The organism is Psychrobacter sp. AOP30-A2-5 (assembly GCF_052378115.1).
Classification (GTDB): domain Bacteria; phylum Pseudomonadota; class Gammaproteobacteria; order Pseudomonadales; family Moraxellaceae; genus Psychrobacter.
This window is the reverse complement of sequence record NZ_JBQSXK010000001.1, coordinates 150347-168285: the sequence shown is the minus strand read 5'-3', so window position 1 is coordinate 168285 and position 17939 is coordinate 150347. Positions and strand designations below refer to the sequence as shown.

The 17939-nt window shown below is 43.9% G+C and carries 13 protein-coding genes; 6 read left to right on the top strand and 7 right to left on the bottom strand.

The genetic code is table 11. The annotated features are described in order from the left end of the window. Window positions 1–214: 214 nt before the first annotated feature. On the top strand, window positions 215–1411 hold the full coding sequence (locus ACT3S4_RS00680) for a globin domain-containing protein (RefSeq protein ID WP_444760186.1): 1197 nt from the start codon (window positions 215–217) through the stop codon (window positions 1409–1411). A gap of 132 nt (window positions 1412–1543) precedes the next feature. On the opposite strand, the gene ACT3S4_RS00675 is transcribed toward ACT3S4_RS00680, so the two are convergent. The 5 genes from ACT3S4_RS00675 to ACT3S4_RS00655 form a co-directional block, all read right to left on the bottom strand. Next, entirely contained in the window at window positions 1544–2359 is an 816-nt protein-coding gene (locus tag ACT3S4_RS00675; RefSeq protein WP_444760185.1) for a phosphodiester glycosidase family protein, read from the bottom strand. A 64-nt stretch (window positions 2360–2423) separates the two neighbouring features. Continuing rightward, entirely contained in the window at window positions 2424–4232 is a 1809-nt protein-coding gene (locus ACT3S4_RS00670) for an FMN-binding glutamate synthase family protein (protein WP_444760184.1), read from the bottom strand. Window positions 4233–4439: 207 nt separating this feature from the next. After that, complete coding sequence (gene rtcA / locus ACT3S4_RS00665; protein WP_201560050.1) at window positions 4440–5543, bottom strand: RNA 3'-terminal phosphate cyclase; 1104 nt, start codon at window positions 5541–5543, stop codon at window positions 4440–4442. 77 nt (window positions 5544–5620) lie between these two features. After that, window positions 5621–7252 carry an LA2681 family HEPN domain-containing protein gene (locus ACT3S4_RS00660; protein ID WP_201581605.1) on the bottom strand — a complete coding sequence of 544 codons (1632 nt, stop codon included), beginning with the start codon at window positions 7250–7252 and terminating at the stop codon, window positions 5621–5623. A gap of 39 nt (window positions 7253–7291) precedes the next feature. Then, window positions 7292–8524 carry an RtcB family protein gene (locus ACT3S4_RS00655; RefSeq protein WP_201560048.1) on the bottom strand — a complete coding sequence of 411 codons (1233 nt, stop codon included), beginning with the start codon at window positions 8522–8524 and terminating at the stop codon, window positions 7292–7294. Between the two features lie 296 nt (window positions 8525–8820). Here ACT3S4_RS00655 and rtcR point away from each other — a divergent pair, with 296 nt between their 5' ends. Continuing rightward, complete coding sequence (gene rtcR, locus ACT3S4_RS00650; RefSeq protein WP_201560686.1) at window positions 8821–10530, top strand: RNA repair transcriptional activator RtcR; 1710 nt, start codon at window positions 8821–8823, stop codon at window positions 10528–10530. 73 nt (window positions 10531–10603) lie between these two features. On the opposite strand, the gene ACT3S4_RS00645 is transcribed toward rtcR, so the two are convergent. After that, window positions 10604–11431: an IclR family transcriptional regulator gene (locus tag ACT3S4_RS00645; RefSeq protein ID WP_201560687.1), complete on the bottom strand. Its 828-nt coding sequence runs from the start codon at window positions 11429–11431 to the stop codon at window positions 10604–10606. A 175-nt stretch (window positions 11432–11606) separates the two neighbouring features. On the opposite strand from ACT3S4_RS00645, the gene ACT3S4_RS00640 reads away from it, so the two are divergent. The 3 genes from ACT3S4_RS00640 to ACT3S4_RS00630 all read left to right on the top strand — a co-directional run bounded on the left by ACT3S4_RS00640 (window position 11607) and on the right by ACT3S4_RS00630 (window position 15283). Then, complete coding sequence (locus ACT3S4_RS00640) at window positions 11607–12791, top strand: acyl-CoA dehydrogenase (protein ID WP_444760183.1); 1185 nt, start codon at window positions 11607–11609, stop codon at window positions 12789–12791. Between the two features lie 178 nt (window positions 12792–12969). Continuing rightward, window positions 12970–14178, top strand: coding sequence for a CaiB/BaiF CoA transferase family protein (locus tag ACT3S4_RS00635; protein WP_201560689.1), 1209 nt, complete (start codon window positions 12970–12972; stop codon window positions 14176–14178). 55 nt (window positions 14179–14233) lie between these two features. Next, complete coding sequence (locus ACT3S4_RS00630) at window positions 14234–15283, top strand: histone deacetylase family protein (RefSeq protein WP_201560690.1); 1050 nt, start codon at window positions 14234–14236, stop codon at window positions 15281–15283. 56 nt (window positions 15284–15339) lie between these two features. Here the strand turns inward: ACT3S4_RS00630 and ACT3S4_RS00625 are convergent, their stop codons facing one another. Next, window positions 15340–16110, bottom strand: coding sequence for an IclR family transcriptional regulator (locus ACT3S4_RS00625; protein WP_201560691.1), 771 nt, complete (start codon window positions 16108–16110; stop codon window positions 15340–15342). Window positions 16111–16372: 262 nt separating this feature from the next. Between ACT3S4_RS00625 and ACT3S4_RS00620 the strand changes: the two genes are divergently transcribed. Next, window positions 16373–17848, top strand: coding sequence for an NAD-dependent succinate-semialdehyde dehydrogenase (locus ACT3S4_RS00620; protein WP_201560692.1), 1476 nt, complete (start codon window positions 16373–16375; stop codon window positions 17846–17848). Window positions 17849–17939: the final 91 nt, after the last annotated feature.

Sequence of the window (17939 nt, the reverse complement as noted above, 5' to 3'; positions counted from 1 at the left end):
AAGAATTTGATAATCGTTTGTAAAAATCAGTCGTCGTTGCTTATTTAAGCACTTCATTTTCATATGTTAATCAACCAATCAATGTAATGAACTTATGCCATTTTCAACCATTTTAGTAGCAAAAAAGCGCGTGCAAGTACTACATTCAGTAGACTACACGAGTTTGACGGTGCTCCTCAGATATTTTGGAATTGGTATTAATAAGAGAGACAGTATGGCTTCATCAAAGACTTTAGAAATCGTCACCGCAACTGTTCCCGTCCTTGAAGAGCATGGAACGGCAATCACCACGGTGTTTTATAAAAATATGTTTGAAGAGCATCCCGAGCTGTTGGACATCTTTAACGAAACCAATCAAAAATTGGGTCGTCAACAGACGGCTCTGGCGACGACCGTGTTAGCCGCTGCTAAGCACTTGGATAAATTGGCGACGTTATTGCCACAAGTCACGCAAATCAGCCACAAGCATCGCGCGTTACAAATTTTGCCTGAACATTATCCTATCGTTGGTAAGCATTTAATCGGCGCAATCAAGGAAGTGCTGGGCGAGGCTGCCAATGACGATATCATCAATGCTTGGACTGAAGCTTATGATGAGATTGCCTCAGTATTTATTCAGATTGAACATGGCATGTATGAGGAGGCGATGTGGCAGGGTTTTGCGCCTTTTGTAGTGACTAAAAAGGTAGCAGCTGCTACGGATATTGCGGCTTTTACAGTTGTACCAGCCAAGGATAATGCAGAAAGTCATCAACAGATCGACCTGAGCAAATTGACTTTAACAGCAGGTCAGTACATCACGGTGAAAACAGATCCAAAAGACAGTGACCATGTTGCGCTACGTCATTACTCTTTGTACTCTGCTAGTACCGATGCAGGCATTCAGTTTGCGGTCAGACGCGATAATCGCAATGAGCATCATGGTTTGGTCTCAAACTATATGCACGACCAATTAGAAGTGGGTGATACGGTTTTATTATCGGCACCAGCAGGTGACTTTGCGCTCAATCAAGACTTGTTACAGCAGAATGAGATTCCGCTAGTATTGATGAGTGCGGGTGTTGGTGTAACTCCTGTGCTATCTATGTTGGAGGCACAAGTATTAGCCAATCCAAAACGACCTATTATCTGGGTTTATGCTTGCCAAAATGATGCGCATCACGCTTTCAATACTGAAGTGGAGACGCTGTTAGAAAAGGCTGAGACTGTAGAAAAGCATATTTTCTATTTTGAGTCTGGACAACTATTAGATGAGGCGTGGCTTGCTCAATTACCTAAGCCTGCTGATATTTATGTCTGTGGCTCGATGCCATTTATGGAAAGCATGATCGATGGGCTAGTGACGCTAGATCACGGTGTTGATAACGTTCATTATGAACCGTTTGGTCCCAAGATGAGTTTGGGCGGTTAATTTTAGCTATTGTTAGCCATTAACTGTTGCTATTAATAAAAAAAGCACTTGGATGACAAAGTCGTCTCAAGTGCTTTTTATTCAGTGCGATTTATCTTATTTTTATCACTATTTGAAAAATGGATACATCGCCTAATCTTTATTGTCAACCAATCCAACCATCACACCCATCTCTTTTTTATCATGCTTATCAATGCTGGGCGCATATAATGCCGAAGCAATCCCGCCATCTAAAAACAGAGCATTCGGACAGTTTAAGTCATTCTTAAACAACGATGCAAATTGATAAAATGTCACCGGTTCATCGCTACTGACAAATTTTATGTGACCGTCATCACAAACACCTGCGCCATTACGAATCTTGAGTGAAGTACTATCAGGATTAAATTGCGGATGTATCTCGTTATTGATAACCAACATAGGACCTGATTGGGTGGCATACCAAGGCTGTGCCTTACTACTGTTAAGCTGATCGTCAAAGGCGTTACTTTCCGTAATTTGCACGTTGCCCAATTTATCCCACCACATCACGCCATTGGGCAGTAAATGAAAATTGCCACCGCCTTCTTTGAGATTTAGCGATTTGATCTCTTCACCATCAATGATGGTATAACCAATCGGTGCATAATTTTCGTTATACATACCTGCATTCATAGCAAAGTTAAGTGCTTGATTTTTTGGTAAAGTCGCTAATAACGTATCAAAGGTAAGTAATGGCTGCGTACTATCAGGCTGCTGCCAAAATAATTTTAATGAGTAGCGACCACCTATCAAGGCTTGAGCGTCAATGCTACAAACACTATAAGAAAATGGTGCATCCTGAGTCTGGCACGACCAGTTTTGTGTCTTGTTGTCAGCAGCATCAGTGCTTATCGGTTGGCAAGCACTGACACTTAGCAAGAGTAGGACGACTGCTCCTAAAGGTAAGGGAAGAGCGAAATTTGGCATCAATCATCTGTCTTTTTGATAAAGAGTAAAATATAAACGCTCATGGATAGTGAAATACTAATCACTATTGCTCATCATTGCTAAGTGGAACATCGCGAAAAGTATTGTTGACGTTACCGATTAACTGCCCACCGCCAGTGATACTCGCAAAGTTGCCAAGGCTCTGTTCCACCGATGTGGTGGTTTCTCTGCCTTTATCCCGTGAGTCTTTATTATAAGCAATGAGGGCGTCATCATTGGCTAAAAAGCTATCTGGGTTCGCCATGACCCACATCTGATTAAACACATCTGCGCGGGCGCTATTATTGAGTAGCGCTCCCTTATCGGTAAAATAAAAGAACTTTGACAATAGTTTTATCTGCCCATCATCGAGGCGGCGCGCGATATGATACGGTTGTAATTGGCTTGGGTGTTGTAAGCCGACTGCGCCAACGATACTGGCCAGGGATTTCAGAGTGTTTTTATGGAAGCTTGCGACGCGCTCAGCTTTGCCCGGTACATCCAGCGCCTTTTGACGATACGGGTCTTGGGTGGCAACGCCCGTCGGGCAAGTGTTGGTATGGCACGAGCGTGATTGAATACAGCCAACGGCAAACATAAAGCCGCGCGCTGAATTACACCAGTCTGCGCCCAAGGCAATCATACGGGCAATATCGAAACCAGAAACGATTTTACCGCTCACGCCAAGTTTGATCTTATCGCGAATGCCTGCGCCGACCAAAGTGTTGTGTATTAATAAAAATCCTTCAACCATCGGCATGCCGACATTGTCCATGAATTCGACAGGAGCCGCGCCAGTACCGCCTTCTGCGCCATCGATGACGATGAAATCAGGGTAGTTATCGGTTTCAATCATGGCTTTCACAATGGCCATAAACTGCCAAGGCTGACCAACACAAAGTTTGAAGCCCACAGGTTTGCCGCCTGACAACTCGCGCAGTTGTTGCCAAAAAGCGACCAATTCTCGCGGGGTACTAAAGGCTGTATGCGACGAGGGCGACACACAATCTTGACCTGTCGGTACTTGACGGGTATCAGCGATTTCTTGGGTGATTTTCTCCGCGGGTAGCACGCCACCTTTACCAGGTTTTGCCCCTTGAGATAATTTGATTTCAATCATTTTTACTTGTGGATCAACCGCTTTTTCGGCAAAAGAATGCGGGTCAAAATTGCCACTATCATCACGGCAACCAAAATACCCTGTACCTAGCTCCCAAATCAAATCACCACCGAACTTGCGATGATAAGGGCTGATAGCCCCTTCACCCGTATCATGAGTAAAGCCGCCCATTTTTGCGCCTTGATTGAGCGCCATAATCGCGTTAGCCGATAAGCTACCAAAGCTCATCGCCGAGATATTAAATACCGACATATCATGCGGCTGTTGACAACGCTCACCGCCAACCATAATACGAAAATCTTTGTTTTCTAGAGGTTGGCTAATCGCTGATTGTAAAAACCATTCTTTACCATTGGTGTATAAATTATCTAACGTACCAAAGGCGTTAGTGTCGCTAACGTTCTTAGCACGTTGGTAAATTAGCGCCCGCTGCTGGCGTGAAAACGGTACTTGCTCTTTGTCATTTTCTAGTAAATATTGACGAATTTCAGGACGAAAATCTTCAAGCACATAACGAATATGTCCGGCAACTGGATAGTTTTTCAAAATAGCATGCTTTGATTGTATGACGTCATAAATCCCCAAGCATACCCCAAATCCACCGAGAATAATTAACCACCAATTTAGCAATAGTAGACCTGCTAAAAATATTAATATAGCAGCGCCAAAGGTGCTATAGCGCAGCAATAAGCCGACCAAATACGGAGAGTTGGTTTTAGGTTCAGGATTTAGATTGGTACGAGATTGGGGCATGGCTACACTCAACAGTAATACATAAATATTAAAAAGGTGACAATGATTCAAAGAGAGAGTAGGGCAAAAACCACCCTCTTATGACCATTATTGTTAGACACTGACAAAGCGCTCAGATTTATCGCCTACATCATACACATATGATATCACTGCATAGCAGTAATTGGGTAACAGAGTGCTACTGTTGATGTTGCTAGTGGCGTGATTTTAACAGACAACTTGTACCAAAGTTTTCTGCTCATCGATCACTGTAAGCTGAATCTCAACGGGCAAAAATTGCTGAATGAGCCATGCTTGGGTTTCAGCGTGCTTACTAACGACACGCGCGGTAAACTCGCCACCGCCTGCCAACGCCAACGGTAAGAGTAATTGGTCGGTTAAGTATTCATCGACCAGTGAGTCGGTGTTAAATACATAACGTTTGACTAAGCCTGATAAACGACAACCTATCTTTTCCGCCGAGCTGCGTTTTTCTCCTAGTAAAGTGAACACCTCGGCATGATGTTCTTTATGATTTCGGGTGTCAGAAACCTCATGAGTGACTTGTGCATAGCAGCTATTGCCTTCACCGATACCTTGTAATTTAAAACTTTTAGTCGTAATTAGTGTCTTATCAATACCTGCTTCAACCAATGATGCTTGAGCACTGGCAAGCTCACGTTTGCAAATATCGTATTCTAAATTTAATGTATTCGCAGCCAGCTCTATGCCGATAAGCTCTCCACGCTTGGTTAGCTGTAAGGGTGGCGTATTCGCACGGCGCATAAATGGCGTTATCGTCGCTTTAATCATGCCGCCACCAATAGGCGCAAACCCTGCTTGCACGCATTCGATACCCACGTGCATACCCAATTTCGCTAATGCAGGGACGAACGCTTGCTGTAGGAAGTCCGTGGTTGGCGCGAGTGGATTGTGCGTGCCGCCTTTTATTGTTACGGTTGATACCGTTTGTGTGTTGGTATTGGCAAAAAGTAGGGCAGGGAGTAGCGTTTGTAGCACGAGACTTGTACTGCCAGCTGAACCAATATCAAAATGGTAATCACCAGATTGAATCGCATTAGGTGCAAAGCGAAACGATGAGCTACCCAACGCTGCACCTGCCACGGTAGCGTCTGATATTTGCTGCGAGGCTTGTACGCACATCAAGTGCTGACGCATCAATCCAGATTTAGCTCTTCCAGCACGAATATTGGTGATCTCGATTGGTGTGCCTGTGAGCATCGATAATGATAGGGCAGTGCGAATGATTTGCCCGCCACCTTCGCCTGTACTGCCGTCGATTTTTAGGGTTTTGGGCTTTGTTTTAGTCATGAGTATTTATTATCTTTATTGGCAAATGAGTAGGGCCTCTGCGAGCTTCATTTTGGTACTCTCTTATTCTTCATTTTCTAAGTATATTTTTTTTGTTCAAGAAACTTATTTTGAATTAAAATATCAGGGATATTGTTAAGAGCTTCCCTCTCGGCTTTGATCCTAACTGCAAAGACGAAGGAAAAAATGGCTGAACGTGTCAATTGCAGGACATGCTCGGCGCTCTCAACAAATTCGGACTCTGAAATAAAAACTGGTTCTTCATAATAGGCTAATGAGGTTTCAATATCTTCAGGTTTTTCATTCTCATAAACAAATACAAAACTATGCTCCAAGGCATTTCGCCACTGCTTGTAAAAACTAAGCTCACCTTCTAGCTTGTGATTTAAATCACAAGCTATGCTATATAAACCAATCAAACCTTCATTATCATAAGCTTCGAACTTTTGACGTCTGTCTTCGTTTTCAAGTTCCCAAAAGGTATGAAAGTATGAGGGCCTGACTTTACCTTTATTGGTTTTAAGTTGTAAATCAAACAACAAAGCAATGGCATTACCTATCTTATCTAGTATACCAAAGCAAATTCGAAAAGCAGTACGAAGCTTTTCGATGTTTGTTCCTAGCAGCTCGTTGTCATATAGCTCCGCATAGCAAGCATCATCGTCAATATCGTTATCTTTCTTATCAGATTGATGTTCATACAACATTAATCTGGCAAGACCAAATTCGGATTTAAGCCTATTTAGTACCTTCTCCATCGGTAATATAAAATCTCCAGCAACTGCTCTAGTGGGCACTGGGATATTCAAGTTATCACGCGCACTTCCATGACACTTACAATATAAACCATGTTCACTAAGGCTTAAAAAATTATCTAAACACCATCTACGATATTCTGACAAAGATTGATATTCCTGTTCGTCTAAATGTTTGTCATCTTCTATATCTATACCCAAATCCAAACAATAATCTTCGATCTCTTTTTTCGTGTGTTTAGCCTTATTGAAAAAGTTATTTTGCCAGTCATAAGGAAATTCACTCGAAACACTAGCATGATAATAGCCTTGAGCTACCTCTTTATATTGTTGGATCGAGAATACTTCTGTAATCTGATTTAATAGTGCTAAACATTCACTGCGATTTACCCAAGATTCTGGAATGTCTAATCCCATACAATTGACCTTGTCAAACAAACTTAATGCTTCTGAAAATCTATACTGCAGATATAGATTTATTCCCATATTAACCATAACCTGTGGCGACAAAACATCTTTATTTTTTCTACGAATCATAGTTGCTTTGAGAAGTAATGACCCTACTTCTGAAAATCTTTCTATCTTACTGACATCAGTTTTACAGTAGTTATTGGAATCACTTTGAGTCAAATTACCTTTAGCGTTTGCTAAGCAGTAGTAATAACTATCACGAGTTAAACAGTGTTCAAAGCTATTAGACTCCATTATTTCCAATCCGATTTGAGAAGACTCTAGGTTGGAATCCCTATTACCTAAATCAACAAATAGTCCAGCAAGTCTAAAAAATGCGTAGGAAAAACTAGGGTCACTGAGATCATGGACTTTTTCTAGAAGCTCCTTTAAATATAAGCATAACTTATAGCTTTGTTCAAACTGCCCTTTATTAATCATTTCAGATGCATTATCTAACTGCAAGTTTGTATATATAAGCTTAGACTGGATGGAATCTTCCATAATTTTATCCTTGTGATATTAGAAAATAATAGTTCCTACCTATCCTTTAACACAAACCACCTGACGCAAGGTATGTACCACTTCTACCAAATCACTTTGTGCTTGCATCACGTCATCAATATTTTTATAAGCCGCTGGAATCTCATCAATCACATCCGCGTCCTTTCGGCATTCTACGCCCTCGGTCTGCGCGATTTGATCGGCGACCGTAAATACCTTTTTCGCCTCGGTACGTGACATGATACGACCTGCACCATGTGAGCAAGAGCAAAACGATTCTTCATTCCCTTTACCGCGCACGATGAACGATTTGGCACCCATTGACCCCGGAATGATGCCGTACTCACCAACGCGGGCACGGACAGCACCTTTGCGGGTCACAAATACTTCCTCGCCATAATGTTGCTCTTTTTCCACATAGTTATGATGACAGTTCACCGCTTTTACGGCTGCATCAAACGGCTTAGGTATGATTTGGCGTAGCGCTTTGATGGCTTTTTCCATCATGATTTCACGGTTTTTAAAGGCAAAACGCTGCGCCCAACCCACCGCAAACCAATAGTCATCGAAATGCTCTGTACCCTCGGCAAAGTAGGCCAAATCTTTATCTGGCAAGTTGATAAACCACTTGCGCATGTCCTCACGTGCCAGCTCAATAAAGTAGCGACCAATGGCATTACCCACACCGCGTGAGCCTGAGTGCAGCATGATCCAAACTTGGTCAGTTTCATCAAGGCACACCTCGACGAAATGATTCCCCGTACCCAGCGTACCCAAATGATTAAGGTTATTGGTATTTTTTAGGCGAGGGTGCTTTTGGGTTATATAATTAAAGTCATCAACCAGCGTTCCCCAACCGTTCATTACGGTATCATCAGGGTTTGCCCATGCGCCAACATCACGGCGTGACCCGCGACCACGCGTTTTACTACGACCATGTGGAATGGCTTTTTCTAGTTCGGTACGCAGACCAAGCAAGCTATCTGGCAAATCGTTTGCGGTTAGGGTGGTTTGTACAGCCATCATTCCGCAGCCGATATCGACGCCAACGGCTGCCGGAATAATCGCTTCTTTGGTGGGCAGTACGGTACCAATAGTTGCACCAATACCGACATGTACATCGGGCATCACCGCAAGCCATTTATATACAAACGGCATTTTTGATGCTTTGATCAATTGGTCGTGCGCTTTTGGATCAACAGGCACGCCCTTGGTCCAAAGTCTGATAGGCGTTCCGCCGTCTTGAATGATGTTATGAGTGGTTGGTTGCATGTCGTTGTCCTTAGCAGTGCAAAGTTTGTTTATTATGAAAGATGATGCTTACTTTATATAATGCTAAGGGTGTGCCAAGTTTTTAATATACTCAAAATTTAATCGTAAGTATTTGATATTAATGTTTTAAATAATATTATTTTTATACATCTAAAGTAGGTTAGTGAAAATATTGAAAAATAAATTTATAAAATATTCTATTAGTATAGTATTTATTCTATATATTAATATTTTTATCCTATAACGCTCATACTAAATTTTCGTACATGCACCAATATTTTGGATGATTGAACCTTATGTCTAACAAAACCGCCGTCATCGGCTTCCTCGGCACTACCTTAGACAATGGCTTTAATGATAAGCGTTGGCAACGTTGGCGACCAACCGTCAGTTTGGGGCTGCATGACGAGCTACTGGTCGATGAGCTGCATATCTTATATAGCAAGCGCGATAAGCGCCTGTTTAAAATAATTGTCGATGACGTGGCACAAATTAGTCCGAACACTACCGTTATTGGTCATCATGTGGCGCTGACTAGTCCGTGGGATTTTGCAGACGTTTATGCTGAGTTGTATGATTTTGCCGCAGGGTTCGATTTTCAGGATAGTACCGACTACTTACTGCATCTGACCACAGGTACGCATGTGGCGCAGATTTGCTGGTTCTTGTTGGTAGAGGCGGGCTTTATTCCCGCTGATTTGATTCAGACTTCCCCTTGCTCAAGACCTGACCAAGCTGATCCGCAAGGTCGCTATCAAGTGATTGATTTGGACGTCTCGCGCTATGATGGCTTGCGTGAACGTTTTGAGGCAGAAAAACAGCAACATTGGCAAACCTTGCAAGCCAACTTAGTCACCCAAAATGCCGCTTATCAAAAGCTCATCTCCGATATCGAAAAGGTCGCCACCCGCTCAACTGCACCCATATTATTGATGGGCGCAACAGGGGCGGGCAAGTCGCAACTGGCAGGCCAAATTTACGCGCTCAAAAAAGCCAAAGCCAGCAGTACGCAAGGCAAAAATACGCTTGATATATTCGTGGAAGTAAACTGCGCCACCCTGCGTGGTGACACCGCCATGAGTGTGTTATTTGGTCATGTCAAAGGTGCCTTTACGGGCGCTGCGACGAGTCGAGATGGGCTGCTAAAATCAGCTGATGGTGGATTGTTGTTCTTAGATGAAATCGGTGAGTTGGGGCTTGATGAGCAAGCGATGCTACTAACCGCACTGGAGGAACAGTGTTTTTATCCGCTTGGCAGTGATACGCCGATTAGTGTGTCGTTTCAGCTAATGGCAGGCACTAATAAAGATTTGCGACAAGCAGTCGCTAATGGTGAGTTTCGGGCAGATTTATTTGCGCGTCTCAATACATGGACGTTTTTTTTGCCATCACTCAAAGATAGGTTGGAGGATTTACCTGCCAATATCGATTATGAATTGGCGCGCTTGGGCAGCGAGCAGCAGCAGCACTATCGATTTACCCCAGAAGCAAGACAGCGTTATGAAGCTTTTGCAATGAGTGCGGATGCGACATGGCAAGGGAACTTTCGTGATTTGACCGCCAGTATGATTCGTTTGACTACACTTGCTGAGAGTAAAGTCATTCGCAATGATGACGTACAAGCGGAGATTGAACGCTTAACGCATCTTTGGGAATTGCCCGACATTTTAAATGGCTCTAATAGCTTAAATAACGGTAATGTTAGGACTAAAAATAGCCTAAGCAATAACAGCCCCGATACTAGTTTAAATAGTGACACCATTGAGCAGGGTAGCCATCATATTTTACTCCAATATCTCGATGAAGAGATTCTGACAACTATCGATCCGTTTGATGCGGTGCAATTGGCATATGTGATTGAAGTGTGTATCAGCCATAAAAACCAAGCGGCGGCTGGCCGCTATCTGTACGCCAACTCACGCGATAAGCTAAAAAGCCCAAACGATAGCGATAGATTGCGGAAGTATCTGCTGAAGTTTGGTTTGAAGTTTGATGAGCTAAAATAAAGCATCTTTCATAAGACAAAACCCATCACCTAAGCCATGATGCTTGTACTATAGATTTATCATTTGTTCTCTTTTAAACACCACTGCCAATCCGCTCCGCCAACGCCTGCAATTTTGGCACAATCATCGCTGCATATTCTTCTGATTCCCAGTTGGCACTTGGTACACTGGCATTGAGCGAATATGCATATTGTCCAGTCGCAACATCAAAAACTCCAACCGCTACTGCCAATATATCAGTAGAAAACTCCCCATCTGATATCGTATAGCCATGCACTGCATAATGCCCTGCAGCGCTGGCTAGGGCGGTTTGCGCATGGGTGTAATCTTCTGTAGATAAATGCTCTTGTAAATTATTATGAATCACCGCCTGTCTCGCTGGCGAGCTAGCCGCATAAAAAGCGCGTCCAATAGCAGTGCGAGCGACGGGCACAGCTGAGCCAACTTGCAAATTGACTGATAAGCGAGCAGGGCTACGACAACAAGCGTGATAGCGCATTTCTCCTTCAACCTCGGTTGCCAAGTTTACTGATACTTCATTCTTACTAGCGAACTGCCGTAGCAACGGCTCAGCTACCGCTACCATGTCGTGGCGACTCCATGCGGTAGCACTTAGACGTACAGCACTACTGCCTAGTTGATACTGTCCGTGCTCGGTCATGCGTAAAAATCCAAGCGTTATTAATGTGTGAATCAGGCGAGTGATGGTCGCTTTTGGTAGGGTAGTCATCTGACATAACTGTTGATGACTAAGCTGCTCATGATGCTCAAAGGCTGATAACAAAGTCAGTCCACGCCCCAATGCAGTCACGAATTGTCGGTCATTATCTTCTTTACTCTGCTCAAGGATGCTATTCATTCGAGTCAGTAATGGTAGAGCTGCTGATATATTTTTTGTCATTTTATGCTCATTTTTTTGGATAAAGGTTTACAGCGACCCGAAACTTTGTTTTAATGAATTTAAATTATGAAACTAAGTTTCGCACAGCGGAATTAGTAAGTCAATAAACTATTAAGTTAATTTATTCATTAATTACTAATCGTCGGTCAGGATGACTGATATCAAGGAGATCCACATGGCAACATCTAAGCGTCCAAGTTTCGATTGGGAAGATCCGTTTTTATTACGCGACCAGCTGACTGATGAAGAGCGCATGGTCACGGACAGCGCTCGTCAGTTTTTTCAAAAAGAGCTGATGCCTGGCATTATTGAGGCCAATCGTAACGAGAATTTTGACCGTAATCTCATGCGTCAAATGGGTGAAATGGGTCTGCTTGGTGTGACGATTGAAGGTTATGGTTGTGCCGGTTTATCTAGTGCTGCTTATGGTTTGATTGCTAAGGAAGTAGAAGCAGTCGATTCAGGTTATCGTTCGGCGATGAGTGTGCAATCAAGCTTGGTGATGCATCCTATCCATGCATACGGTACTGAAGAACAAAGAGAGAGATATCTGCCTAAGCTTGCGACTGGCGAATATGTCGGCTGTTTTGGTCTAACTGAGCCAGATTCGGGGTCAGATCCAGCCTCAATGTCGACTCGCGCACGAGCGGTTGACGGCGGTTATGAGCTGACGGGTAATAAGATGTGGATTACCAACAGTCCTATCGCTGATGTGTTTGTCGTTTGGGCAAAAGACGATGCTGGTGAAATTCGTGGTTTTATCTTAGATAAAGGTATGAAAGGCTTATCAGCGCCGAAGATTGAGGGTAAGTTTTCACTACGTGCTTCAGTTACCGGTGAGATTGTGATGGACAAGGTATTTGTCCCTGAAGCCAATGCTTTCCCAGATATCCGTGGTCTAAAAGGACCGTTTGGCTGCTTAAATAAAGCGCGTTACGGTATCGCTTGGGGTGCAATGGGCGCAGCTGAATTCTGCTGGAAAGCAGCACGCCAGTACACGCTAGATCGTAAGCAATTTGGTCGCCCACTTGCCGCAACGCAGCTGGTACAATTGAAGCTTGCCAATATGCAGACTGAGATTACCTTAGGTCTACAAGCGGCGCTACGTGTTGGTCGTCTGATGGATGAAGACAATGCTGCGCCTGAGATGATTTCACTCATTAAGCGTAATAATTGTGGTAAGGCGCTCGATATCGCGCGTATTGCTCGTGATATGCATGGCGGTAACGGTATTTCGGATGAGTTCCACATTATTCGTCATGTGATGAACTTAGAAGCGGTTAATACCTATGAAGGTACGCACGATATTCATGCGCTCATCTTAGGTCGTGCGCAGACAGGCATTCAAGCGTTTTATTAATTAATGCTGGTGAATAAGTGCTAGTCAGTTTTTAGGCTATCAACGTACGTTACTGTTTAGTTTTGTGATAAGCAATAGCGTACGTTCTTCAGTTGTTCTTCATGATTTAACTACTGAAAAATTACATCCTGAAGAACAATTTTATTGTCAAAAATACGCGATACAATAAGGGATTATTATGATGGATATGGCTAATACACCAGAGGGCGCATTGCATGGTATCAAGGTGCTTGATTTGTCGAGAGTGCTGGCTGGCCCTTCTTGTACTCAAGTACTTGCTGATCTTGGTGCCGAAGTCATCAAGGTTGAGCGTCCTCATATCGGTGATGAAACGCGTCATTGGGCACCGCCAGTATTCAGTGATGATACCTCCGCTTATTACGCCACCATCAACCGCAATAAAAAATCCCTCACTGTTGATATCACCACGCCAGCAGGGCAGACCATCATCAAGCAACTCATTGCTGATAGCGATATTGTCGTTGAAAACTTTAAAGTAGGCGGTTTAAAAAAATACGGCTTAGATTATGACAGTCTAAAACAAGACAATCCCCGCCTGATTTATGCGTCATTGACAGGGTTTGGTCAGACGGGGCCAGATGCCGCGCGCCCTGGTTACGACTATATTATTCAAGGGTTGTCAGGACTGATGAGTATCACTGGGCCAAGTGATGGCGAACCGCATAAGGTTGGCGTGGCAGTGGTTGATTTGTTTGCAGGCTTACAGCTGACCATTGGTATCCAAGCCGCTCTATTGGCGCGTCAACATACTGGACTTGGACAGCATGTCGATGTGGCATTACTTGATAGTGCGCTTGCCATGCTGGCTAATGTTGGTATGAATCATTTGGCATCAGGTGAAATCCCACCAAGACTGGGCAATCAGCATCCTAATATTGTGCCTTATCAAGTGTTTGCAGGTCAGGGGGAGGCGCACTTTATCTTAGCTTGCGGCAATGACAGTCAGTTTGCCAAACTTTGTGATGTGCTTGCAGTTGATTGGCATACCGATGAGCGCTTTAGGACCAATCCACAACGCGTTGCCAACCGCGAGCTGCTGTGTGATGAGCTGAGTAATAAATTTGCCGAGCAACCACGCACTTATTGGTTAGAGGTGTTGGATCAAGCAGGTATTCCATGCGGAGCGATTCATAATGTCGCTGAAGCATTGGCCATGCCGCAAGCACTGGCACGCGAGATGGTAATTGATTTTGCCAAACAAGGCAGCCCTGTTCGAGCACTTGGTAGTCCAATCAAACTATCTGCATCACCCGTCACTTATCGGTCACCGCCACCGAAGTTGAGCGAGCATACTAATAGTACGCTTGCTGATTTGGGCTATGACAGCGAGATGATAGCCAAGCTTAAAGCCGATGGGATTGTTTAGTTAGGCATCAAGAAAAGCGCCATTGGAAAAAATGTTGAACAAAGGAATGTTAAGCATGAAGATATATAGCCATGAAAATCTAAGTCTACATAGACCATTACCTTATTTCTCTTATGGAAAGATGCATGAGCCGTTAGAGATACCAGAGCGTATGGTTGAGTTCTTAAAAGCACCAGCAGCGTTAGGGTTAGAGGTGACGACAGCTACTGATGTCGGCATTGGGCCTATATTAGCGGTTCACGATTTTGGTTATGTGGCTTTTCTCAAGCATGGCTATGATGACTGGATGGCAATTGAAGAAGATCTAGGCGCGCAGGTACAGACGGGGATTTTTGTGCCGTATGACAATCCCGGTATCGGTATCATGGCAAAAGCAGCAAAGTATCAAGCGGATGATAGCGCGCCTATCAGCGAGCATTCTTGGACATCTATTTATTGGTCTGCGCAGACTGCACTCAATGCGGCTGAAGCATTGCTGAACGATGATTTGTCAGATACCGAGCGTGCCGAAAGTCATATACAGCTTTGCTTCTCACGGCCGCCTGGTCATCATGCTCGCAAAAGCGCCGCTGGCGGATTTTGCTATCTAAATAATGCAGCCATCATCGCTGAACATCTGCGGCAAAAATATGCAAAAATCGCCATCATAGACACCGACATGCACCACGGACAAGGTATTCAAGAGATATTTTATGATCGCAGCGATGTTCTTTATACCTCGGTTCACGGTGATCCGGTTAACTTCTATCCCGCAGTGACAGGGCATGCGTTTGAAAGGGGCACAGGCGTGGGTGAAGGCTATAACATTAACTTCCCGATGCCGCACGGCACCGATGAAGCTGGGTTTTTTGAGTATGTTGATAAATCTATCGAAGCGATGACGCTATTTGACCCTGATGTCATTGTGCATGTCTTAGGTTTTGATGTTTATGAGAACGACCCAGAAGCGAGATGTGCGGTGAGTACGAAAGGATTTAAAATATTGGCACAAAAGATGAAAGCGCTAAACAAACCACTGATTGTTTTAGTCGAGGGCGGTTATTACTTGCAAAAGCTCAATGACAATTTGCAAGCATTTTTATCAGGGCTTATTTCAGAAGATTAACAGTTATCACCAAAATAACTGAAAGAGTTTGAAGTAAGCAAGAAACTAGCAGCGTTTTAACTTGATTTATTATCGATAAAACCCAAACGCTGCTCAATTTGCTGCGCCAATTCAATCAATACTGCGCTGACCTCAGCACGCTTGGACTCATATTCGCCTTGCAAAAAGCTAACCGCCATACCCGCAACGGCATTGCCTGACGCATTGCGAATATAAGTACCCAAACAATACATCCCTTCGCGAAGTTGTCCATCATCGAGTGAGATGCGACTGTTTTGAATGGCGGTCAACTCGGTGGACAAATCGCTAAAGTTATCGACACCGTGTTGGGTAATAGGTGCGGGGAAACCAGTAGCGTAGATAGATTTTATACTGTCCATAGAGAATGTTGAGAGCATGGCCTTGCCCGTGGCAGAGAATACCGCTGGTACGCGAACACCAGCGCGAAAGGTAAAGCCAAGCGGGGCAGGCGCTTCATGACAGGCCAAAAATACCACTTCACCTAAATCAAGCTTAGATAAAGTAACTGTATGTTGAAGAAGAATTGGATACTGGACAATGAGGTCTTTAAATAACTGGATGACGCCTTGCTGCTGTTCATACTTACCTGCCCAATACATCAAATAAGAGCCTAAATGAAAGCGGCTATCGCTGTCTTTATAGATGACATGCTTAGCCAAAAGACTTTGCAAAATATTGTGGGTTGAGCTACGTGGTAGATTGAGCTCTTTAGCAATATGAGCTGCGGTTAAAGGCTGCGCACTATCAGTAATTAAATCTAAAATCTGAAAGGTTTTGTCCAAGGCAGGAACGGCAGTTGAGCTCATAAGGAACCTATAAAAGTCAGTAAAATTGGGAAAATATAAAAATAACGCGATAAATCATCATTAAAATGAGAATAGGGGTTGCAAATGGCTGGCTATCATTCTTATAATGATGTCTCATATATAGAATAGATGTTCAGTATATTGAACGCTTAACAAGTTATCAATAATTATTTAAATCATAACCTTCTATTGATTGTTATTCACTTATCGCTATAAATCTGCGAATCCTATTTGCAAACCTCAATTGACAAGGAGCGTCACAATGTCACAACTGTCACAGTCTACGCTACAGCTATCGAACCCAGATCTACTTAAACAGCAGTGTTTCATCAAAGATGGCTGGTATGCCGCTAGTGATGACTCGACTATTGATGTGAGCAATCCTTTCAACGGCGATATCATCGGTACGGTACCAAGCCTAACGACCGACGATGTGAACGACACGGTTACCGCCTCTCATGAAGCCCAGATCCTTTGGGCAGCCAAAACCCCGAAAGAGCGTGCTGAGCTACTACAAAAGTGGGCAGACCTCATCGATGCCAATAAAGAAGACTTGGCTATCATTATGACCGCTGAGCAAGGCAAACCTCTAAACGAGTCGCGCGGTGAAGTGGGCTATGCCAATAGCTTTATCCGCTGGTTTGCTGAAGAAGGCAAGCGTGTTTATGGCGATGTTATCCCTGCCAATCAGTCACAACTGCGCCATGTGGTACTCAAACAGCCCGTTGGCGTTTGCTCGGCGATCACGCCTTGGAATTTCCCAGCAGCGATGATTACCCGTAAAGCCGCGCCAGCATTGGCAGCAGGCTGCACGATGATTATTAAGCCTGCGACTGAAACGCCATTTTCTGCATTAGCACTGGCTGCCTTGGCTGAACAAGCAGGTATTCCAGCAGGCGTTATCCAAGTAGTGACGGGCAAATCATCAACCATCGGCGATATCCTAACGGGCGATGTACGCATTCATAAGCTTTCATTCACAGGCTCTACCGAAGTCGGTCGTACCTTGATGGCTCAATGTGCGACAACCATCAAAAAACTATCGTTAGAGCTGGGCGGTAATGCGCCATTTATCGTCTTTGATGACGCTGATCTGGAAAAAGCAGCTGAAGGCTTAATCGCCTCTAAATATCGTAACGCTGGTCAAACTTGTGTTTGTGCCAACCGTGTCTATGTGCAAGACAGCATTAAAGATGAATTCCTAGATGTGTTTGTGAAAAAAGTCGCTGAATTAAATGTCGGTAACGGCATGGATGAAGGCGTGGATATTGGTCCTTTGATTAATCAAAAGGCGCTAGAAAAAGTGCAAGCGCTACTTAAAGATGCTTTAGACAAAGGCGCGACGCTTATCGCTGGCGGCAGCACCAATGACGCCTCAGAGCTTACTTACAATCCAACGGTCATTACCGATATCAGTGCTGAGATGGATATCGCGCACGAAGAAATCTTTGGCCCTATTGCGACTATCTTTACCTTTAAAGATGAAGCAGACGTCATTCGTCAAGCCAACGACACGATTTATGGCTTAGCTGCCTATTTCTACAGTGGCAATTATGCACGTTCATGGCGCGTCACTGAAGGTCTTGAATACGGCATTATTGGTCATAATACTGGTCTGATTTCTACCGAGGTCGCCCCATTTGGCGGTGTCAAGCAGTCTGGCTTTGGCCGCGAAGGCTCAAAATACGGCATCGAAGAATATGTCGTGACTAAATACTGGTGCTCTGACGTCAGCTAATCGTTTAGCGACATGCGCTCTCTTTTAAGGTTTTAATTGTCACACCGTATCGAACGGGATTCAGCACCATGAATCCCCTCTATAGCTAGCA